General features: G+C 73.7%; 20 protein-coding genes. 5 read left to right on the top strand and 15 right to left on the bottom strand.

Going from position 1 to position 20,808, the window contains the following annotated elements; all coding sequences use genetic code 11:
- Nucleotides 1-20 precede the first annotated feature (20 nt).
- Nucleotides 21-2,609 (bottom strand): polynucleotide kinase-phosphatase, encoded by a 2,589-nt coding sequence (locus tag QQS16_RS30460; RefSeq protein WP_286065253.1) that lies wholly within the window; start codon nt 2,607-2,609, stop codon nt 21-23.
- Nucleotides 2,606-4,090, bottom strand: a complete 1,485-nt coding sequence (locus QQS16_RS30455; protein WP_286065252.1) for a 3' terminal RNA ribose 2'-O-methyltransferase Hen1 — start codon at nt 4,088-4,090, stop codon at nt 2,606-2,608. Before QQS16_RS30455 ends, QQS16_RS30460 begins: the two co-directional genes overlap by 4 nt.
- Before the next feature lie 396 nt (nt 4,091-4,486).
- Here QQS16_RS30455 and QQS16_RS30450 point away from each other — a divergent pair, with 396 nt between their 5' ends.
- The gene (locus QQS16_RS30450; RefSeq protein WP_286066506.1) at nt 4,487-4,966 is read left to right on the top strand and encodes a DinB family protein; all 480 of its coding nucleotides are present in this window, start codon (nt 4,487-4,489) and stop codon (nt 4,964-4,966) included.
- A gap of 492 nt (nt 4,967-5,458) precedes the next feature.
- Here the strand turns inward: QQS16_RS30450 and QQS16_RS30445 are convergent, their stop codons facing one another.
- On the bottom strand, nt 5,459-5,839 hold the full coding sequence (locus tag QQS16_RS30445) for a DUF3662 domain-containing protein (RefSeq protein ID WP_286065251.1): 381 nt from the start codon (nt 5,837-5,839) through the stop codon (nt 5,459-5,461).
- A 160-nt stretch (nt 5,840-5,999) separates the two neighbouring features.
- Complete coding sequence (locus QQS16_RS30440; RefSeq protein ID WP_286065250.1) at nt 6,000-6,497, bottom strand: hemerythrin domain-containing protein; 498 nt, start codon at nt 6,495-6,497, stop codon at nt 6,000-6,002.
- Between the two features lie 224 nt (nt 6,498-6,721).
- On the opposite strand from QQS16_RS30440, the gene QQS16_RS30435 reads away from it, so the two are divergent.
- Nucleotides 6,722-7,141 carry an ATP-binding protein gene (locus tag QQS16_RS30435; RefSeq protein ID WP_286065249.1) on the top strand — a complete coding sequence of 140 codons (420 nt, stop codon included), beginning with the start codon at nt 6,722-6,724 and terminating at the stop codon, nt 7,139-7,141.
- A gap of 137 nt (nt 7,142-7,278) precedes the next feature.
- A complete protein-coding gene (locus QQS16_RS30430; protein ID WP_286065248.1) occupies nt 7,279-7,785 on the top strand; it encodes a MarR family winged helix-turn-helix transcriptional regulator in 507 nt (168 codons plus the stop codon).
- Between the two features lie 316 nt (nt 7,786-8,101).
- On the opposite strand, the gene QQS16_RS30425 is transcribed toward QQS16_RS30430, so the two are convergent.
- The 6 genes from QQS16_RS30425 to QQS16_RS30400 form a co-directional block, all read right to left on the bottom strand.
- Nucleotides 8,102-9,997 (bottom strand): PP2C family protein-serine/threonine phosphatase, encoded by a 1,896-nt coding sequence (locus tag QQS16_RS30425; RefSeq protein WP_286065247.1) that lies wholly within the window; start codon nt 9,995-9,997, stop codon nt 8,102-8,104.
- Complete coding sequence (locus QQS16_RS30420) at nt 9,994-11,061, bottom strand: ATP-binding SpoIIE family protein phosphatase (RefSeq protein ID WP_286065246.1); 1,068 nt, start codon at nt 11,059-11,061, stop codon at nt 9,994-9,996. Before QQS16_RS30420 ends, QQS16_RS30425 begins: the two co-directional genes overlap by 4 nt.
- Nucleotides 11,058-11,507 carry an anti-sigma regulatory factor gene (locus QQS16_RS30415; RefSeq protein WP_286065245.1) on the bottom strand — a complete coding sequence of 150 codons (450 nt, stop codon included), beginning with the start codon at nt 11,505-11,507 and terminating at the stop codon, nt 11,058-11,060. The genes QQS16_RS30420 and QQS16_RS30415 overlap by 4 nt, the downstream gene beginning before the upstream one ends.
- Nucleotides 11,504-11,986: a hypothetical protein gene (locus tag QQS16_RS30410; protein ID WP_286065244.1), complete on the bottom strand. Its 483-nt coding sequence runs from the start codon at nt 11,984-11,986 to the stop codon at nt 11,504-11,506. Before QQS16_RS30410 ends, QQS16_RS30415 begins: the two co-directional genes overlap by 4 nt.
- The gene (locus QQS16_RS30405) at nt 11,983-12,876 is read right to left on the bottom strand and encodes an STAS domain-containing protein (RefSeq protein ID WP_286065243.1); all 894 of its coding nucleotides are present in this window, start codon (nt 12,874-12,876) and stop codon (nt 11,983-11,985) included. The genes QQS16_RS30410 and QQS16_RS30405 overlap by 4 nt, the downstream gene beginning before the upstream one ends.
- 152 nt (nt 12,877-13,028) lie before the next feature.
- On the bottom strand, nt 13,029-14,189 hold the full coding sequence (locus QQS16_RS30400; protein ID WP_286065242.1) for a PP2C family protein-serine/threonine phosphatase: 1,161 nt from the start codon (nt 14,187-14,189) through the stop codon (nt 13,029-13,031).
- Between the two features lie 141 nt (nt 14,190-14,330).
- Between QQS16_RS30400 and QQS16_RS30395 the strand changes: the two genes are divergently transcribed.
- Nucleotides 14,331-14,816 (top strand): MarR family winged helix-turn-helix transcriptional regulator, encoded by a 486-nt coding sequence (locus tag QQS16_RS30395; protein WP_286065241.1) that lies wholly within the window; start codon nt 14,331-14,333, stop codon nt 14,814-14,816.
- A 419-nt stretch (nt 14,817-15,235) separates the two neighbouring features.
- Complete coding sequence (locus QQS16_RS30390; RefSeq protein WP_502963861.1) at nt 15,236-16,084, top strand: SigB/SigF/SigG family RNA polymerase sigma factor; 849 nt, start codon at nt 15,236-15,238, stop codon at nt 16,082-16,084.
- Nucleotides 16,085-16,174: 90 nt separating this feature from the next.
- On the opposite strand, the gene QQS16_RS30385 is transcribed toward QQS16_RS30390, so the two are convergent.
- From QQS16_RS30385 to QQS16_RS30365, 5 genes are all read right to left on the bottom strand, one after another.
- Nucleotides 16,175-17,071 carry a DUF4232 domain-containing protein gene (locus tag QQS16_RS30385; RefSeq protein ID WP_286065240.1) on the bottom strand — a complete coding sequence of 299 codons (897 nt, stop codon included), beginning with the start codon at nt 17,069-17,071 and terminating at the stop codon, nt 16,175-16,177.
- 88 nt (nt 17,072-17,159) lie between these two features.
- Nucleotides 17,160-18,083, bottom strand: coding sequence for an LLM class F420-dependent oxidoreductase (locus QQS16_RS30380; protein ID WP_286065239.1), 924 nt, complete (start codon nt 18,081-18,083; stop codon nt 17,160-17,162).
- A gap of 319 nt (nt 18,084-18,402) precedes the next feature.
- Nucleotides 18,403-18,861, bottom strand: a complete 459-nt coding sequence (locus QQS16_RS30375) for a DUF6099 family protein (RefSeq protein WP_286065238.1) — start codon at nt 18,859-18,861, stop codon at nt 18,403-18,405.
- A gap of 259 nt (nt 18,862-19,120) precedes the next feature.
- Complete coding sequence (locus QQS16_RS30370) at nt 19,121-19,447, bottom strand: nucleotide pyrophosphohydrolase (RefSeq protein ID WP_286065237.1); 327 nt, start codon at nt 19,445-19,447, stop codon at nt 19,121-19,123.
- The gene (locus QQS16_RS30365; RefSeq protein WP_286065236.1) at nt 19,444-20,628 is read right to left on the bottom strand and encodes an AAA family ATPase; all 1,185 of its coding nucleotides are present in this window, start codon (nt 20,626-20,628) and stop codon (nt 19,444-19,446) included. Before QQS16_RS30365 ends, QQS16_RS30370 begins: the two co-directional genes overlap by 4 nt.
- Between the last annotated feature and the right edge of the window lie 180 nt (nt 20,629-20,808).

Here is a 20,808-nt window from a genome sequence, read left to right as displayed (position 1 = left end):
TCGCCGGGCCCCCGGCCGCGCTACAGCCGCGGGTCCACCGGCTCCGACTCCAGCGCCAGCACACCGAACACCGCCTCGTGCACGCGCCACAGCGGCTCCCCCTCGGCCAGCCGGTCGAGGGCCTCCAGGCCGAGGGCGTACTCGCGTATCGCGAGCGAGCGCTTGTGGTTGAGGTACCTGCCCCGCAGGCGGGCGAGGTTCTCCGGGCGGGTGTACTCCGGGCCGTAGATGATCCGCAGGTACTCGCGGCCGCGGCACTTGATGCCGGGCTGCACCAGACGGCCCGGCCCGGCCTCGCCGCGGGCGTCACCGTGGGCCTCGCCGGAGCGGGGCGGCTCCGAGCGCACCATCGCGCCGACCGGCTTGACGACCATGCCCTCGCCGCCCAGTCCGGTCATCTCCAGCCACCAGTCGACGCCCGCCCGCACCGACTCGGGGTCGGCGGTGTCGACGTAGAGCCGACGTGTCGTCCGCAGCAGACCGGTCGCGTCGTGCTCCACCAGCCGGTCGAGGAGCGCGAGCTGCTCGTCGTGCGGCAGGGCGGCCAGGCTGCGGCCCTGGACGGCCAGGATCTGGAACGGGGCCAGGCGTACGCCGTCCAGCCCGTCCGTCGGCCAGCAGTAGCGCCGGTAGGCGTCCGTGAACGCCGAGGCCGCCTCGGCCCGTTCGCGCTGGCGGGCCAGCAGGTCCGAGACGTCCACCCCGCGTGCCGCCGCGCCCCGGAGGGCGGCCAGCGCGCTCGGCAGGACCGCCCCGGAGGCGGCGCCGACGGCCGCGTACTGCGACCGCAGCAGGCCGGCCGCCTTCAGCGACCACGGCATCAGCTCGGCGTCCAGCAGCAGCCAGTCCGTGTCGAGTTCGGCCCACAGGCCGGTCCCGCCGATCGCCGTGCGCAGACGGTCGAGGATCTCCTCGGTGACCGACTCGTCGTCGAAGAAGGGTCGCCCGGTGCGGGTGTAGAGCGAGCCCGTCGGCCCGTCCACGCCGAAGCGCCTGCGCGCCGCCTCCGCGTCCCGGCACACCAGGGCCACCGCCCGCGATCCCATGTGCTTCTCCTCGCACACGACCCGCGCGACCCCGTCCTCCCTGTACTGCGCGAACGCCTCGGCCGGATGCTCCAGGTAGCCCTCGACGTGCGAGGTGGCCGTCGGAGCCATGGTCGGCGGAAGGTACGGCAGCAGCCGCGGGTCCACCGCGAAACGGCTCATGACCTCCAGGGCGGCGGCCGCGTTCTCCTCGCGGACGGCGACCCGGCCCTGGTGGCGGGTCTCCACGACCCGGCGGCCGTGCACGTCGGCGAGGTCGAGCGGGCGCCCGTCGTGCCCGCCCGGCGCCTCGCTGCGCAGCGGCTTCGTCGGCTCGTACCAGACCCGCTCCGCCGGTACGTCGACCAGCTCGCGCTCGGGCCAGCGCAGCGCGGTGAGCTTGCCGCCGAAGACGGCACCGGTGTCCAGGCAGATGGTGTTGTTGAGCCAGGTGGCCTCGGGGACGGGCGTGTGGCCGTACACAACGGCCGCCCGGCCCCGGTAGTCCTCCGCCCACGGGTAGCGCACCGGCAGCCCGAACTCGTCGGTCTCGCCGGTGGTGTCGCCGTACAGCGCGTGCGAGCGGACCCGGCCGGAGGTGCGGCCGTGGTACTTCTCCGGCAGACCGGCGTGGCAGACCACCAGACGGCCGCCGTCGAGGGCGTAGTGGCTGACCAGCCCGTCGATGAACTCCCGTACCCGCGCGCGGAACTCCTCGCTCTCGCCCTCCATCTGCTCGATGGTCTCGGCCAGTCCGTGGGTGTGCTGGACCTTGCGGCCCCGGAGGTGGCGGCCGTACTTGTTCTCGTGGTTGCCGGGGACGCACAGGGCGTCGCCCGAGGCGACCATCGACATCACGCGGCGCAGCACGCCCGGGCTGTCCGGGCCGCGGTCGACGAGGTCGCCGACGAAGACGGCGGTACGGCCGTCCGGGTGCGTGCCGTCGACGTAGCCCAACGTGCCGAGCAGCGACTCCAGTTCGGCGGAGCAGCCGTGGATGTCGCCGATGATGTCGAAGGGTCCGGTGAGGTGGGTCAGGTCGTTGTAGCGCTTCTCGGTGACGACCGCCGCGGTGTCGATGTCCTCGACCCCGCGCAGGACGTGCACCTTGCGGAAGCCCTCGCGCTCCAGGTGCCGCAGGGAGCGGCGGAGTTCGCGGGTGTGGCGCTGGATGACCCGGCGCGGCATGTCGGCCCGGTCGGTGCGGCCCGCGTTGCGCTGGGCGCACACCTCCTCGGGCACGTCGAGCACGATGGCGATGGGCAGGACGTCGTACTGCCTGGCCAGGTCGATCAGCTGCCGCCGGGCGTCCGGCTGCACGCTGGTGGCGTCCACGACGGTACGGCGGCCGGCCGCCAGGCGCTTGCCCGCGATGTAGTGCAGGAGGTCGAAGGCGTCCTTGGTCGCGCTCTGGTCGTTCTCGTCGTCGGAGACCAGACCCCGGCAGAAGTCCAAGGAGATCACCTCGGTGGGCTTGAAGTGCCGCCGGGCGAAGGTCGACTTGCCCGAGCCGGAGGCGCCGACGAGCACGACCAGGGAGAGGTCGGTGACGGGCAGGATCCGCCCCTTGTACGTGTCGGTCATGCCGTCTTCGCCTCCTTCTCGTGCGGGGTCTGCTGTGCGGCCGGGCTCAGGGAGAAGACGGCCATCTGGGTCGGCGGCCCGACCTCGGGGTCGTCCGGCCCCACGGGGACGAACTCCACGGTGTAGCCGTGCCGCCCGGCCACCGCGGCGGCCCAGGCGCGGAACTCCTCACGCGTCCACTCGAAGCGGTGGTCGCCGTGCCGGACATGGCCGGCCGGCAGGCTCTCCCAGCGGACGTTGTACTCGACGTTCGGGGTCGTGACGAGGACCGTGCGGGGACGGGCGGCGCCGAACACCGCGTATTCGAGGGCGGGCAGCCGGGGCAGGTCGAGGTGCTCGATCACCTCGCTGAGCACGGCGGCGTCGTAGCCCTTGAGCCGCTTGTCGGTGTAGGCCAGCGAGCCCTGGACGAGCTGGACCCGGGAGGCCTGCCGCTCCCCCATGCGGTCCAGCTTCAGCCGCCGGGAGGCGATGGTGAGGGCCCGCACCGACACGTCGACGCCGACGATCTCGGTGAACCGCGGGTCCTTGAGCAGTTCCTGCACCAACTGGCCCTGCCCGCAGCCGAGGTCGAGCACCCGGGCGGCGCCGGAGTCCTTGAGCGCGGCGACGATCGCGTCCCGGCGCCGGACGGCGAGCGGGGTCGGCTTCTCCTCGGCCTCGGTCTCCGCCGCGACCGCGTTGTCGATCTCCTCGACCTCGGTGTCGTCGGCCTCGGCCAGCCGCACCAGCTCCAGCCGCTCGCGCGCCTCACGCGTCAGCGACCAGCGCCGGGACAGATAGCGGTTGGTGATCAGGTGCTGCTCGGGGTGGTCCGGCAGCCAGCCCTCACCGGCCCGCAGCAGCTTGTCGACCTCGTCGGAGGACACCCAGTAGTGCTTGGCGTCGTCGAGGACGGGGAGCAGGACGTACAGGTGGCGCAGGGCTTCGGCGAGGGTGAGCCGGGCGGACTCCAGGACGAGCCGTACGTACCGGGAGTCGCCCCACTGCGGGAACTCGCTGTCCAGGGGCACCGGTTCGGCGGTCACCGTCCAGCCGAGCGGCTCGAAGAGCCGTCGTACGAGATCCGGGCCGCCGCGCGCCGGCACCGCGGGCACCTCGATACGCAACGGCCTTGTCCGCCGCGGGAGTTCGGGGCGGGCGCCGCACACGCCCCGCATCGCGCTGGAGAACACGCCGCTCAGCGCGACGGCGAGCAGCGAGGACGCCGCGTACGGGCGGTCGTTGACGTACTGCGCCAGCGCGGCGTCCGGTGCGCCGCCGCGGCCCTTGCCCTTGCCGCGCCGGACCAGTGCCACCGCGTCGACCTCCAGCAGCAGCGCCGCCGTGCAGCGCTCGGCGTCCGCCTCGGGGTAGAGGACGTGCGCGGTGCCGTAGGACGTGGAGAACGTCTGCGCCTTCTCGGGATGCTTGTGCAGCAGGTAACCGAGGTCGGTGGCGGGGCGTTCGGGCGTGCCGGTGGTACTGATCGTCAGGAACACTGTGGTGACACCTCGGAATACCTTCTGAGCCGGGGGCTGTCGTCGCCTCGTGCGTCACGGTGCGGCCCCGCGAGGGATGAGCGCGCTGGGGTGGTCACGGCTTGGGCCCTCCTTGCGGCCGACGCCGCGCTGCGGTCGGTCGGCCACGGGAGCGTTCGTCGTTCTTCAGCGCGCCCGCACAACGTACCTCGCCCTCCGCCCCCGCAGGCAGGGATTTTCCCGGCTGCGGACGCGTCCCGCATTGAGGTCAGGATCTGACCTATATGGCTCCTAGTGTGTCTGTCGACCGACCGAGCGGAACGACAGAAGGCAGACACCGTGACCACTCAAGAGCAGGCTGTCCAGGACCTGGCCGGCGCCCCGGCCGTCACCGGCGAGCGCGCCGATCTGCTGGCGATGCTGGCCAAGCACCGGCACTTCCTCCGCTTCACCACCCGTGACCTCACCGACGAGCAGGCCGGGCTGCGGACCACCGCCAGCGAGCTGTGTCTGGGCGGTCTCGTCAAGCACGTCTCCTCGGTCGAGCGGGCCTGGATGGAGTTCATCGTGGACGGCCCGTCGGCGATGGGTGACTTCACCCAGATGACCGAGGCCGACTGGACCCGACGGAACGACGAGTTCCGGATGCTGCCCGGCGAGACACTGGCCGGTGTGCTGGCCGACTACACCGAGACCGCCCGCCGGACCGACGAACTGGTCGCCGCCCTGCCCGACCTGGACGCCACCCAGCCGCTGCCGAAGGCTCCCTGGTTCGAGGCCGACAGCCGGTGGTCGGCCCGCCGGGTACTGCTCCACGTCATCGCCGAGACCGCTCAGCACGCCGGCCACGCCGACATCATCCGCGAGTCCCTGGACGGCGCGAAGAGCATGGGCTGAGCCGCTCCGGCTCCCGGGGAGCGGGGCGCCCGGGAGCCGGGGCACGGGTGCCCTTTCACGGGCGGGGGCGGGATGTGTGCAGGGGCTGCCCGGGCGCGGCGCACCCAGGAAACCGGCGGCCCGGCAGGCCGGCCGCGGAGGAGTCCGGGCGCGTCGCCGGGCCGCGGCACCGGTTCCCGCAACGCGGCCAACGCCGCGACCTGCGCCCAACACCGGCCACCCGCTCCGGATCGGACGCGGCCATGTACGTCAGCGACAGCACTCGTCAGTCCCTGCTCGTCCGGCCGCGCCGGCCCGCCCGGTCGCCGCGGCCGGCTGACCGGCGCCACCGGGGTCCCGGTGGATCCCGGCATCGGTGTCCCGCACAAGGGCGATGTGCTGATCGTGGGTGACACCGTCGCCGCCGCCGGGCCGGATCCGCGGACGCGGGGCACCGTCGCCGCCACTCCCGCAGGGGCACCACGCCGCCACTCCCGCAGGGGCACCACGCCGCTACCCCCGCAGGGGCACCACGCGGCTGCGCACGCGGAAGCGGCCGACGCCCGCGTCGTCGGCCTGGGCCAGGCGGACCGTCACCGGGCCGGCGAAGGTGTAGCCCTGCTCCGCGGCATGGCGGCGGACCTCCGCCGCGAGGTGTCCCGCCACCCGCGCGCTGTCCTCGGTCAGCCGGTCGTGGGAGGCCGGGGGGAGTTCGATGACGAAGGCGTTCGGGACCAGGGTGCGCCGGCGGTCCAGGATCAGGGCGCGGTCGTCGCACTCACGGCGGAGTGTGCCCACCACCTCGGTCTGCCGGCCGGCGGGCGGGACCAGCGCCTTCCAGACGGCGTCGATCCAGTGCTCCATGGCGCGTTCAAGGCCGCTGAGGGATCTCATCCGGCGCCGCTGCCCGCCGGAACACACGGCACACGCGCCCATTCGGGTGCGGCGTCCCACGGAGCGGGGCGGCCGTCGGGCACCGGACGCCCGGCGGTGACGGGAGGCCGCCGCCACCTCCGTGCCGGTGACGCCGCGGCACGCGTCGCGGCGGGGGGACTCACGCGTACGCGTCGGCGAACACCAGGCGGTGCACGTTGTCGACGCTGCCGCAGCGCGCTGTGAGCAGATCGGCGCGTGCCCGTACGAAGTCCGCCGCCAGCTCGGCCCGGCTGTGCCTGCTGAGGCTTTCGCACACCCGGTTGACGAGGGTGCGTTCCTCCTCGTCGGTGTGCTTGGCGGTGACCGCGGCCAACTGCTTGAGCCGCCAGTCCCATTCGACGGAGCCGACCTCGGCCACCTTGAGGAGGGCGAGGAGGACCTTGGCGGCCTCCCGGTGCGACTCCTCCACGTGTTCGACGGTCTCGGCGCCCTCGAAGGGCAGGAGCACGGGATGCACCGTGCTCTCCTCGGCCTCGCCGTGCGCGATCATCAGGTCGGCGAACTCGTGCAGCGCGGCCCGGCGATCGGCTTCGACGCTGCGCATCAGGCGGAGCAGGTCTTCCATCGTGCGGTGATCATCGAGGATCAGCTCGACGACGTCCTGGGGCGGTGTCATGAGATGCGCCTCCTCCCTGCGGTGGGGTTTCCTTCCGCTACCCGGTCCGTCGGCGGCGATGCTCCGGCTGACCCATGTGCACCACACCCTCACCTTCGGGGTTGCCGATCACCGGCACCGGGCATCAGGAGTGGGCAGGACCGGCCGGGCACGACGTGCCACGGCCCCGGCAGGCGGTCGGACCGCGGGGAGGCCGGGAGTCCCAGGAGGGGAAGTGATCCGCCATGCGTACGCATCGGCGTACCCATCGGCGTTCCGTACGAGTGGAGTACCTGCTGCCCGACGAGGCCGCGTCGGCCGGACGGGCCCGGAAGCTGACGTCCGCGTTCCTCTCCCGGCCCCGTCACCGGATGGCGCGGGTGGACGCGGAGCAGATCGACGACGCCGCACTCATCGTGTCCGAACTCGTCACCAACGCCACCCGGCACGGCCGCAGCGCCTGCCGGCTGCGTCTACAGGTGTCCGCCGAGCGGGTGACCGTCGAGGTCTACGACGACAGTCCGGTACCGCCGCGTGTGCGGCCGTTGACCGACGGGGGCGAGAGCGGGCGGGGCCTGGCCATGGTCCGGTGCCTGGCCCAGCGTCTCGACGTGGTCCCGGTCAGCGGGGGCGGCAAGCGGGTGCGCGCGGTCCTGGCGATCTGACGCCGCGCCGCGGGGAGGGAGCCGAGGCAGCCAGGGGGCGGTTCCGGGACACCGGTGTGCTCGACGGCGCTTCGGGTACCGCGTTTGAATGAACTCGGCATGCGCAGCACCCCTTTTTGACTGAAAGTGACGCGTTCGTGACTCATCTCGGCGGTCCCGGTGACGACCGGGCGAAAGAGTCAGCCGACGACCCTGACACGACAGCGGCAAGGATCGCCGATGCCGTGGAGAGCCTGACGACCCTGTGGACCGTCGCGGCGCAGGAAGCGGCCCTGCGGCTGTCCCCGCACCAGTTGAGAGCGTTGCGGGCGCTGGAGGCGAGGTCGGACCTGAATCTCACGGCGCTGGCGGAACGGCTGGACATCGGACTGCCCACCGCCAGCCGGCTGTGCGACCGGCTGGAGGCGGCCGGACTGCTGGAACGCGTGCCGCGCCCCCACAACCGCCGCGAGCTGCGGCTGGGGCTGACCTCGCACGGCCGGCATGTGCTCAGCGACGTGGCCGGGCGGCGGGCCCAGGCGCTGGCCGCCGCGCTCGGGGCGATGGCTCCGGGCGAGCGGGCCGAGCTGAGCCGTGGCCTGACCGCCTTCCTCACGACGCGGGACGTCGCCCGGCCCCGGACCGAGGACCCCGACTGCCGGTGACGCGGGGGAGGCCACCATGCTGCCGCGGCCCGGTGCGACGGTCTCTGCCCATATGCCCGTGCCCGTGCCGGTGTTCGCGACAGGCGACGTCGGCCCCGTCGCGACGCCCGGCACGCTCCCCCGCCGCCTCAAGGGCGTCCAGAGCGTGGGAGGTGCCCCCGCTCGCCGCACCGGCAGCAGACCCGCCTCCGTCCAGTGGCCCACGCACGTCCAGTACGAGGACATCCCGGCCGGCAGGACGGGAGCACGCACCGGACACCGCTCCCTGACGCGCGAACGTCGCCTGCCGCCGCACCGGCGGCCGGTCCGGCGGCCGTCACAGACCCGCGCCGTCCGCCCTCGTTCGCTCCCCGCCGCCGCGACGGGGACCCCCGCCGTGCTGTTCGGCGCGGGCGACGGATCGATTCGCCCGTGCCGCGGCGAGCGAGGTGTCGACGCCCGGCACCCGGACCCGGTCACCCCGTGCCGGGCGGGCCGACGGCGTCGACGTGGTGTGGCAGAGCAACAGGCAGACGTCGTCGTCGCGTTCGGAGTTGTCCAGCAGCGGCTTGAGCAGTGACTCGGCCGCCGCCTCCGGATCCCGCTCCAGCTCCGTCGGGCTCAGCGCCGCGAGGGCCCGGGCGAGCCGCCGGATCCCGTCGTCGATGCCCTCGGCCCTGCGCTCGACGAGCCCGTCGGTGTACAGGGCGAGCGTCGAGCCGGCCGGCAGCTCGACGCGGTGGTCCTGGTACACGTACGGCAGCGGGACACCCAGCATGATGCCCGGTTTGGTGTCCAGGACGCGCACCGCTCCGCCGGGCGTCCGCAGCACCGGCGGCGGGTGTCCGGCGGCGGCCCAGACGACGGTGGGGTCGCCGGGGCGGAAGCGGGCGATCACGGCGGTGGCGTACAGGTCCGGCTGCTGGTGCCGCAGGAGATGGTGCAGCCGGGTGAGGAGCTCGGCGGGGCTGTCGCCCTCGACGGCGTAGGCGCGCAGCGCGGTGCGCAGTTGGCCCATCATGATGGCCGCGGGCAGCCCGTGTCCGGTGACGTCCCCTATGACGGCCAGCAGGCTCCCGTCGGGCTGGCGGAAGGCGTCGTACCAGTCGCCGCCGATGTTGAGTCCGCGGGTCGCGGGCAGGTAGCGGGCGGCCAGCAGCAGGCCCTCGGTGGGCGGCAGGTCGGTGAGCTGGGCGCGCTGGAGGGCCTCGGCGGTGTCCCGGTGCTGTTCGTAGCGGCGGGCGTTGTCCAGGGCGATGCCGATGCGGCGGGCCAGTTCGACCAGCATGACGCAGGTGTCCGGGTCGAACCGGGGGCCGGGAGCCGTGAGCGTGAGCACTCCCAGGGTGGTGCGGACGGTGAGGGGGATGCACAGCAGCGCCCGGTCGGGGGCCAGGGCGGAGGGCGGCAGGTCGTCGACGCCGGACAGGCCGCCGGGGTGGGCGGCCGCGTGCTGGGGACGGCCACTGCGGGCGGCGGCGATCGCGGCGGCCGGCCGGTGCCCGCTGCCCGGGACCTTCTCGTCGTCGAAGAGCCAGACGTCGACGTGCCGGGCGTACTCCGGGACGAGCAGCCCGGGCACCCGGCTCAGGATGTCCTCCTGGTTCAGCGACGAGGTCACCGCGGCACCGGCGTCCGCCAGCGAGGTGAGCAGACGGCGCGCGTTCTCCGCCTCGGCACGGGCGGTCCGTTCGGCGTCGAGGAGTTCGCGCTGGACGTGCGCGGCGGCCTCCAGGTCGGCGTGCAGCGCCAGCACACCCTGGTTGGTCTGGTGCAGCTCCTCACGGTGCAGACGGGTCCACTCGTCCTGCTCCGCCAGCCTGGTGAGGATCGAGGCGGTGTCCTCGTCGGCGGCCAGCAGCGCTTCGGCGAGTGCTCCGTGGTCCACGTCCGCCAGGTGGGCGCCCACGGGCCGGCCGGGGCCGGGGCAGGCCAGCGTGAGCTGCCACGACACCGCGTCGGGCGGCGGGCGCCCGGCCCGGCGGACGGCGACCGTCACCTGGCCGCCCGGGCCGGCCCGGTGCCCGTCGGCTGCCTGCCGGGCGCTCAGCAGGAGTTCCCACACGCCGCCCTGGTCCAGGCAGTGCCGAAGGCGGGCGCTGAGGGCGGTCAGGAAGCGCACGCGCTCGACCAGGGGGACGTCGGTGTCCGCCGTGACACGGGCCACGACGGTCCGGACGCGGGCCGCGTCGGCGGGTGAGCCGATCACCCAGGCTTCCGGGGCCGCCGTCATGCGCCGGGGTCCGGCGGCCGGGGGGCCAGTACGGCCACACTGGTGTCGTCGGGGACGAGGTGGCCGTCGCGGCCGGCGTCCCGCAGGACGGCGGCCGCCACCACCGCCGGGTCGCGGGTGAGGAGCCGGGTGTCGTCCGGTGGCCGCCAGCGGCCGGGCAGCCCGTCGCTGTGCAGGATGAGCAGGCTGTCCCGCCGCCACGGCAGGAGCTGGACGCGCCGGGTGGCCAGGTGGTGCGCGCCGACGATGCCGGGGTGGGAGACGAGGGAGTGCCAGCCGTCGTCGGTGCGCAGTCGCGCGCCCACGTTGCCGATCCCGGCGAAGTGGAGCTGCCCTGCGTCCTCGTCGAGTTGGGCCACCGCGACGGCCGCGCCCCGGGTCGGGCGCAGCGCGGCGTCCAGGCGCCGCAGGATCTCGTCGGGCGGGGTGTGGGCGGCGCGGCTCAGTTCCTCCACCGCGGCGGTGGAGGCGGCCGCCGCCTTGACGCCGTGGCCCAGCCCGTCGGCGAGCATCAGGGTCAGACGCGCGCCGGAACGGGCCCAGCTCCAGGCGTCCCCGGAGTGCTCGTCCCGGGCGAGGGAGACGTTGATGCCGCCCACGCGGCCGGACGGGCGGGACTCCCGCGACGCCCGAGCGGAGGGGGGTACGTGGTCGAAGCGGGCCACCACGACCGTGCCCCGCCCGGGGGTGCTGTACAGGTCGAACGCGTCGGACACGCGCAGGCAGGTGCCCAGTCCGGCGCCCGGTGAGGCGGCGGTGGTGGTGTAGCCGTCGCGCAGGGCCACCGCGGCGTCGGCGATGCCCGGTCCGTGGTCGAGGGAGACGAGTTGGAGGGACGGCCCGGGGGCGTCGGTGCCGAGGTGCCCGCACCCGACCAGGTTGAGCACGATCCGGCCGCCGCCCGCGTGCTTGGCGAGGTTGGCCGCCAGCTCGGTGGCCACCAGCGCGGCGACCGCGGTGCGGTGGCGGTCCAGTCCCGCGTGCGTGGCGGCCGACTCGGCCGCCACGCGGACATCCCGGACTCGGGACGAGTCGTGCACGGGGATGTCCCACACCCGGCTCACCCGGGCTCCGACCGGGGTGGAGGCGTGCCGGAGACCCAGGCGACGACGGTGACGGTGGTGCCCTCACCGGGCCGGCTGTCGACGGCGAACTCCTGCACCAGCCGCCTGGCCCCGCTCAGGCCCAGTCCCAGGCCGCCGCCGGAGGTGTAGCCGTCGGTCAACGCCAGGTCGAGGTCGCGGATCCCGGGGCCGGAATCGGTGAACGACAGCCGCAGCCCCCGGTCCCGTCCGCTGTCCAGCGGTGTGATCCGCACGTGTCCGCCCCCGCCGTGGACGAGGGTGTTGCGGGCCAGTTCGCTGGCCGCCGTGACCAGCTTGGTCTGCTGCACCAGCCCGAACCCGAGCTCGGCGGCGGCCTGCCGCACCTGCTGGCGTACCCAGGCCAGGTCCGCGTCCGAGCCGATCGGCAGGCTCGTCGCGACCGCGTGACGGAAGGCCTGGGTCACCTGGCCTCCCGCGCGGCCGCGGCCGACGCGGTCCGGACGGCGAACGGCCCGGCGGCACGGGCGGTGGCGGACGCATCCCGCCAGGCGGTGCCCGCACGACCGCCCACGCCCGGGACGGTGAACGGCCGGTGCCGAGCACTCCCCCGCCCCGTTCCGGCAAGGCCGACCACAGCGGTGGCCCGCAGCCGGTCCGACACCACCCGCGCACCCGCCGGGCCGACGGCGGAGACGACCCCGGCGGCAACCCGTCCCCGACCGACGGCGGAGACGACCCCGGCGGCACCCCACCGTCGCCACGGGTTGACGGCCTCCGGGGCGGTGGCGTCGATCGGCGTGCCGGGTGCTCCACTGGGCGCGGGACGACGGGGGGCGGTCCGCGGGAGCCGTCCGGCCGTTCCGTCGTGCGAGGTGGCGCGCGGGGTGTCGCCCGGTGTCGGGGCCGGTACGGGGGTGGCGTGGTCGCGGGACGGGCCGTTCACCGCAGGCCCGCGCGGGCGGCCGGCCCCGGAGAGATCTCGACGCCCTGCCGGCCCAGCGCGTACGCCAGGGCGTCGGCCAGGCCGGCCCGGGTGGGCACCGTACCCAGGTCGATGCCGAGCTGGACGATGGTCAGCGCGATGGCGGGGCGGATGCCGGAGACGATGCATTCGGCGCCCATCAGCCGGGCCGCGGCCACGGTCTTCATCAGGTGCTGGGCGACCAGGGAGTCGACGGTGGGCACGCCGGTGATGTCGAGGATGGCGTACCGGGCGTGCCGGGTGACGATCGCGTCCAGCAGGTTCTCCATGACGACCTGGCTGCGGGCGCTGTCGAGGGTGCCGATCAGCGGCACGGCGACCACGCCCTCCCACAGGCTGATCACCGGGGTGGCCACTTCGAGCAGCTGCTGGCGCTGCCGCTCGATCAGTGCCTCGCCCGCGCTGAGCGTCGTCTCCATCATCACCAGGCGCAGGGTGCCCAGCAGCACGGTCAGGGACAGCACGCACTCCTGGGCGTGCGCGTCGGACGGATCCGGGAACTCGGCCCGCAGCAGGCCGGTCACCGGTCCGCGCAGGCCGGCCACTTCGTTGGCGATCAGAGCCGGAGTCGCTCCGCCGCGGACCCGGGCGGCCGCCATCCGCGCGAGCTGTTCCCGCACCGGCCCGAAACCCGGCGCCGTGACGTCCTCCACCGTGCCGGATGCGGCCACCGCGGACAGCGCGTCCACCACGGCCTTGCCCGCCTCCACCGCCTCGTCCCGGGAGACCGTGAACACGGTCCGGAACAGGGCGGCGTCGGCCCACCGCTGGGCGATCTGCTCCCGGCGGCCGGCGAGGAACGCGCCCACCCGCAGTGCCGCCGACTCGGAGGCCGCGTCGTGTTCCGACACCTGCTTGACTCCCTCTGCACAGGGCCGCGTGGCCTCCAGGCGGCAGGCGGTCAGCCCTTAGTTGCCGCATGACAAACATTAGCGCCCGCCGTATGGCGCAAACAACACTTGATCGTCAAAACCTGGGCGGACCAGGATGACCGCCGTCGCGGTCACCGCCCGTGCCAGTCCAGGCAGACGATCAGGGCGTCGTCGTCGGGCGGGAACCGGCCGCGATGACCCGTCAGTTCCCGCAGGACGGCCCGGGGTACCTCGGCGGCGGGCAGCAGCCGGGTCGCCATGATCGCTCGGGCCAGGGCGGCGTCCCCGTACGCCTCGCCGCCCGGGGAGGCGACCCCGTAGACGCCGTCGCTGACGAAGATCAGCCGGTCACCCGGTTCGGCCTGGAAGTCCTGCGCCACGTAGTCGGTCTCCTCGAACATGCCCAGCGGCAGCTGGGCCTCGAAGGCGACGCGGTCCACCACGCCGTCCCGCAGCCGCAGCAGCTGCGGGGAACCGGCGTCCACCACCTGGGCACGCCCGGTGGCGAGATCGAAGTCGAACATGAGCGCGGACAGATAGCAGCGGCCCCGGTAGTGCGCGTAGACCGCCTGGTCGGCCAGGGCCGCCTGGTCGGCGATGGGAATACCGGCCCGTCGTGCGTTGCGCAACGCGTTGATGGCCAGGTTCGTCAGCAGGGAGGCCTCTATCCCCTCCCCCATGCCGTTGGAGACGTACAGCGTCAGCCGGTCCGCGGTGGCCGACCAGTCGAAGTTGTCGCCGAAGATGGCGTACGCGGGCTCCAGTTGCGCGCCGAGTTCGTACTCCCGGCGCGCGCAGGACCGGCCGGGCAGCAGCTGCCACTGCATCTCCGCGGCCAGGGTCAGCCGGTCCTTGCGCCGCGCCTGGAGGTACAGGTCCGTGTCCCGCTCGGCCACGATCACCTCATGGCCGAGCACCTGGGCGATCTCCGCCAGCTCCGCCAGACAGTCCCGGACGCGCTCCTCACCGTGCAGGCTCACCGACAGCACGCCGAGCCGGTCCCCCCGCACGGTGACCGGCAGGTGCACGCGCACCGAGCCGTCCGGGGCGTCCTCCAGGAACGGCTCCTGGGCGCCGAAGGCGCGGCCGGCCGGGCTGTTGTGCACCGACACCGGCTCCAGGGTGTGCGGCAGCACGGACACCGGCTGCAGCACGGACAGGCTGTAGTCGGCCATGAAGAGCTCGACGGAATCCGCCGCGTACCGCTCGATGAGCACACCACGGACCGCGTCGAGCAACTCGTGGGGTGCCGCCGTGCGCAGAGCGCGCTCAGCGGCCACAAATCTGTTCACGATGGTAAACACACCAATCCTTCTGCTGCGGCGCGCACAGACCTCCGCGACGCGACGAGACCGTCCGGCCGGTCGACCGGCCCCTCTCTGACCGGTCCGCGCGCCTAGTACGCTGACGGCTATCCCCGCACCTGCGAGAGTGTGACTGTGACTTCCTTCCGCCCCCGCCCCCAGCCGGCCGAGGTCGCCCGTGTGACCTCCACGGCCGCGGAGCTGCTGGAAGTCCTGTGGGGCCGGGCCTCGACCGCACCCGCCTCCGCGTCCCAACTGCGCGTGCTGCTCATCCTGGAACACCAGGACGGCATCAACCTGCGCACCCTGGCCGACTGCCTCGCCTCCACGCCGCCCTCGACCAGCCGGCTGTGCGACCGCCTACAGGCCGCGGGGTTCGTCGAGCGCGTGGTGAGTCCGGCCGACCGGCGCGAGGTGCGCCTGCACCTGAGCGGCCGGGGCCGCGACTTCCTCGCGGACCTGCGCGCGCGCCGGGAGCGCGAGGTGCAGGCGGTCCTCGACCAGATGCCCGTCGCCCAGCGGACCGCGCTGCTGCGAGGGCTGGAGGCGTTCTGCGACGCGGCGGCGGCGCAGATACACGAGGAGACCCAGGACTCCGGGAGCCGGACCGCCTGAGTGACACGCCTCGGCGTCGGGTCAACCGCCGTCCGGTGCCGGTGATCAGCGCGCGGAGCGCCCTGCGACCACCGGAACATTCCAGATCCTTCCCCGCACACGTCCGACCTCTACTTTCTTGCCTCGCCGCTATAGTTGTCAAACGGCAACTGTCTGCCCGGGCGCCGGTCTCCCGGTCCACCCGCCCGGCCGTCTGCCCACCGTCCCTCCCGTAACGCTGTTACCCCCTGGCGCGGGCGAGTTGCGCTGTCCGTGAGAGATGTCTCGGAGTCGGCGGGGCGCGGCGGGACGCACCGCGGAAGTGACGGTTGTCACGCTTGACATGGTCAAGGGGCATGAGTCGGTTCAGACCGGGTAACAGCCCGCCACGGGCCGCCCGTCAGGGAGCACGACAGGCCGGGACAGTAAGGGGAGAGGCTGTGACCGCGACAACACGCGTCGACACGATGGCGGACGCCGGTACGGAGCTGCCGCAGATCGCCGACCCGCAGAAGATCGCGCCCAAGGACGCTCGCGAACTGTCCAAGCTGTTCTTCGACCGGCTCAGCACCCTTGAAGAGGGCACGCGCGAACACCAGTACGCCCGCAACACCCTCATCGAGATGAACATGTCCCTGGTGCGGTTCGCGGCCGGCCGGTACCGCAGCAGCGGCCAGGACATGGAGGACATCGTCCAGGTCGGCACGATCGGGCTGATCAAGGCCATCGACCGGTTCGAGATCTCCCGTGAGGTCCAGTTCGCCAGCTTCGCGGTGCCGTACATCGTCGGTGAGATCAAGCGGTTCTTCCGCGACACCTCCTGGGCCGTGCACGTGCCTCGCCGCCTTCAGGAGGCGCGCACCGAACTCGCCAAGGCCACCGAGGAACTCGGCACGCGTCTGGGCCGCGCCCCCAAGGTGTCCGAACTGGCGACCCTGATGAACCTCACGGAGGAGGAGGTCATCGAGGCCCGGATCGCGTCGAACGGCTACACCTCCGCCTCCCTGGACGCCGCCATCAGCGGTGACCCGGACGAGCACGACGCGACCCTCACCGAGTTCATCGGCGAGGAGGACTCCGCCCTCGAACTCGTCGAGAACTTCCACGCACTCGCCCCGCTGATCGCCGATCTCGGCGACCGGGACCGCCTGATCCTGCACCTGCGGTTCGTCGAGGAACTGACCCAGGCGGAGATCGGCCGACGCCTCGACATCTCCCAGATGCACATCTCCCGGCTGCTGTCCCGGCTGCTGGCCCGCCTGCGGGAGAGCATGCTCGCCACGGGCTGAGGTGCCGACGGGGCGAGGGGGCCGGGAGCCGTGCGCTCCCGCTCCTCGCCCCCCTCACTTCCGGCCCCCTCGGCCCTCGTTTCCCGGCCCTCACCGCTCCGCCCGCCAGGGGCCGACCCCCAGCTTCCCGGTGGTCCCGAGGTCCAGGTGGGGGGTCACCATCACCGGGGCGGCGTCGGCCTTCGCCCGGACCCTGACGTACGGGACGTCGACGGCGGTGCCCGACCCGACGGTGTTGCGCCACACCAGAGTGGCCCGCGCGCGCTCGCCGGGCCGCAGGGTCACGGGCCGGGGCGGGTCGTCGATGCCGGGCACGGCGGTGGTGATGCCGCCGCTGCCCCGGAGGATCCGGACGCCGTCGACCGGCTCACGCTCGTCGTCGAGGAGACTCAGGCGGGGGTAGCCGTCGATCCGGTAGGCACCGGTTCCGCAGTTCTCCAGCCACAGCCCCACGACCCGCAGCCCCATGGCCGCGTCGCCCTCGTCGGCCGTGACCCGGACCCCGGACGCCGGGCAGTCACCCGGCTCGGCCGGTGCCTCGTCCACGGGGACGCTGGTGACCTGGGAGATCTTGACCTGGGTCACGTCGTGGACGCTCACCGTCGACGGCGGCATCGCGACGGTCCCTCGCGCGCCGCGGTCCGGTTCGACGTCGCGAACGGTCTGCCGGGTGTTGGCCATGACCTCACCGGTGGACGTCGTGAAGTCGAACAGGATGGTGTACGTGAGTGCCTCGGTGCCGTCGTTGGCGATCTCGTAGGTCGCGGAGACGTCGGACGCGGCGCCCGGGGACGGAACGCTCACCCCGGTGATCCGCACACCGTCCACGCCCGGATCGGAGACGGGGCCCCGCGGGGACGCGCTGCCGCCGCCCGCCTCTCCCCCGCCGTCGGCGCCGCCCTGTGCACCGGCGCGTTCGGATCCGCAGCCCGCCACGAGCAGGACGGCGGCGAGGACGGGGAGGACGAGGGGGATGGCTCTTCGCATCGGGCCACCCCACCAGCATGCGGTCGCGCCGCCCGTGACGGAGGCCACAGTTCCGGCCACAGGCGTGTCACAGTCGCCCGCCGAGGAGCTACGACAGCTGCGACTGCACCTGGGACGAGATGAGTTCCAGGTGGTCCAGGTCCGCGAGGTCGAGCACCTGGAGGTAGATCCGCTCGGAGCCGATCCCGGCGTAACGGCCGATCTTCTCGACGACCTCGGCCGGAGTGCCGGCCAGGCCGTTGGCCTTCAGCTCGTCGACCTCGCGGCCGATCACGGCGGCCCGGCGGGCGACCTCCTGGTCGTCCTTGCCGACGCAGACGACGAGGGCGTTGGAGTAGGTGATCTCGTCCGCCGGGCGGCCGGCCGCCTCGGCGGCGGCGCGGACCCGGCCGAACTGGCGCTCGCTGTCCTCCACCGAGCCGAACGGCATGTTGAACTCGTCGGCGTACCGGGCTGCCAGGCGCGGGGTGCGGGTGGCGCCGTGACCGCCGATGAGGACGGGGACCTTGCGCTGCGCGGGCTTGGGCAGCGCGGGCGAGTCCGTGAGGTCGTAGAACTGGCCGTGGAAGTCGAAGGTCTGGCCGGGTGCCGTCTCCCACAGGCCGGTGACGATCGCCAGCTGCTCCTCCAGGCGCGCGAACTTCTCCTTCGGGAAGGGGATGCCGTACGCCGTGTGCTCCTCCTCGAACCACCCCGCGCCCAGGCCCAGTTCGACGCGTCCGCCGGACATCTGGTCGACCTGCGCGACCTGGATGGCGAGCACGCCGGGCAGGCGGAAGGTACCGGCGGTCATCAGCGTGCCGAGCCGGATGCGCCGGGTCTCGCGGGCCAGTCCGGCGAGGGTGATCCAGGCGTCGGTGGGGCCGGGGAGGCCGTCCACGGAGCCCATCCTGAGGTAGTGGTCGGAGCGGAAGAACGCGTCGAAGCCGAGGTCCTCGGTGGCCTTGGCGACAGTGAGGAGGGTGTCGTAGGTGGCGCCCTGCTGGGGCTCGGTGAAGATGCGAAGATCCATGCTTCCATCCTGCACGCCGGGGTGACGGCCCGCCGCATCGGGCCCCGGGCCGTCGCACCCCCGGCGGGGTGAAAATCCGTCAACGCCGTGCGCGGGCGCGCTCCCGCCAGTGCCCCGGGTCAGCGGTGATCGTCCGGCCCCGCGGAGCCGGAGCGTCCGGTGCCCGCGCCCGGCGGTCGCGCCCGGCGGTCGCCACCCGGTCGCCGCCCGTCACCCGTCACCGCGCCGGCACCCGGCACCCGGCACCCGCGTGGGCCCCCTCGGGGCCCTGGGCGCAGGAGGCCGTCATGCCCACCCCCGCACCCGGGTGACCGCACGGCTACGCCGGCAACGCCTCGTCCCTGTCGGCCAGTTTGCGGAGCATCTCCCGGACCCGGTCTCTCGATTCGTCCGCCGCGTCGATCGCCTCCATGCACTGCCAGTACCTGCTCTCGTCGTCCGCGGCGGAGGCGAGGCCGACCAGGGCGATGCCCACCTCGCCGAGGAGGCCGCAGAGGTAGGTGAGGGCCTGGCGGGCGTCGCCCAGGTCGGTCAGCTGGGCCGCCCGCAGGGCCTCGGTGTCGATGTCGGGGCGGTCCAGGACTCCGCAGCCCCGGCCCGCCAGCTCGGTCAGTCCCAGCGCCTCGCCCCGTAGTTCGGGTGGTCCGCCGACGGCGAGGCGGCTGCCTATCGCCTGCGCCAGAGCCTGCGCCTGCCACACCTCCGCCAGGATCTGGGGCGCGTCGCCGCCCCCCGCCAGGGCACGCCTGCTCGTCACGATGAGCCGCACCGCGTCCATGCGTTGCCCCCGTCTGTCCGACGCGCCCTCGGCACGTCCGCCTGAACTCCCTTGTTCACTACCCAGAGTGAGTGCGCTTGAGACGGAAAAACAGAGGAAGGCGGAAAATCTCGGACAACAAATCGGTCTCGGTCGGATTTTTGACTGCGGAGAGTAATAGTGGAATCAACCACTCCTGCGGCGGGACGGGCCGGCCGACGGCGGGTCAGTCGACTACGGGGGCGGTCGGCTGTCGACTGTCGGCTATGGAGGCGGCCGGCTACGGGGCCGGGAATCTCCGTTCGTTCCGGTCGATCTTCGCGTTCAGGGCCGCCAGCGGGTCGATGCCGAGCACCTCGCACAACTGGAGCAGATAGGCGAGCACGTCGGCGACCTCGTCCGTGACGCGGTGCGCGGTGTCGGGGTCGTCCATGACACGCGCCGACTCCTCGGGCGTCAACCACTGGAAGATCTCGACCAGTTCGGAGGCCTCCACGCTCAGTGCGGCAACGAGGTTCTTGGGCGTGTGGTACGGCTGCCAGTGGCGTGCCGCCGCGAACTCGGCCAGCCTGCGCTGGAGTTTCGCCACGTCGAGGGGTTCTGTCACGGCTTCAGGTGTACCACCGTGACGCCGTCCATCCCGGCCGTCCACGACGCGTCGCTCACCGCGCCGACCAGCCGGATGTGCCCGCGGTCGCACATACGGGCGGCGAGCCGCAGCAGTTCGGCCCGCTGCCGGGGATCGAGGCCGCGGTCGAGGTGGTCGGTGAGCACCGTGAGCGTCTGCATGGCCGCCGGTACCTCGCCGGCCGCGTCGATCTCCAGCACCCCGGGACCGGTGAGCAGGACCAGCGCCAGCGCGAGGTAGCGCAACTCGCCGTCGCCCAGCCGCCCGCAGTCCGTCCGGGTGCCGTCACCCCGGTCGAGCAGGGCCCGGACCGTCCCCCCGGGCAGCGGCTGGGCGAGCACGTCGGTGACGGGGCCGGCGCATCCGGCGCGTACCGCGGCGACGAGCTGAGCGTGCCGCCGGCCGCACTCCGCGCGGGTGCGGCACAGCACGTCGGCGAGGTTGTCGCAGCCGCCGAGCAGCCGTCCGGAGCCGCTCGGGACGGGTGCGCGCATCCGGCCGGGGCGCGGGTCGCAGGCGAAGACGGAGCGCAGGGCGACCACCATCTGTTCGGCGGCGGCGAGGACCCGGCGCTGTCCGTCCGTCCGGCCGGCCACCCGCAGCGGGAGCAGGGCCGTGCCGAGCCGGTCGTCCGGGAGCGGGGCGTGGGTGACCGGCGTCGGCCCGGCCGTGTGCCAGGCCGCCTGCACGTGGCGGCGGCCCGGCTCGCGCAGGGCGGTCTCCAGCAGGACCAGGCCGTTCGCGCTCAGCCGTTCCCCGGCGATGCGCAGCGCGGGCTCGGCCTGGACGGCGAGGTCGAGCCGGACCGGACCCTCGGGGCCGTCGGCGGTGCAGCCGATGCGGAAGCCGCGGCGGCGCTGGGCGTCGGGCCGGGCCCGCTCGGGCACACAGGCGAGGGGGTCCGGGAACACCTCGCCGAGAGACAGGCCGCCGCCGAGCCGGGCGAGCGCCTCGTACGCCCGCAGCGCGCTCGTCTTGCCGCAGCCGCTCGGGCCGGCGAACAGGGTGAGCGGGCCGAGCGGGAGGCCGGCGCCGCGGAGTCCGGCGAAGGCGGACAGCCGCAGTTCGGTGAGATACGGACGGTCCGGACGGTCCTCGTCGGCGTCGGGGGCGACCAGGGGTGAGGAGGGCCCCACGGGCCGCGCGGAGGGCAGGGTCATATCCGGACGGTAGGGCTCCGCCGACGGGCGAACCGTTCCGCCCGAGGGACCTTCCTACGATCGGGGGACCGGCCCCGGGTCCCTGGCCGCCAAGGGCTCACCTCTCGCCCCGAGCCACCCGTCAGCCGGTCTCCCCGAGCCGCCCGTCCCCCGGGTCCCGCCCCTGCCGTCCCCCGACCC

The sequence above is a fragment of the Streptomyces sp. ALI-76-A genome (assembly GCF_030287445.1).
Taxonomy (GTDB): Bacteria; Actinomycetota; Actinomycetes; order Streptomycetales; family Streptomycetaceae; genus Streptomyces.
The sequence above is the reverse complement of the archived record's forward strand: the minus strand, read 5'-3'. Positions and strand labels throughout refer to the sequence as shown.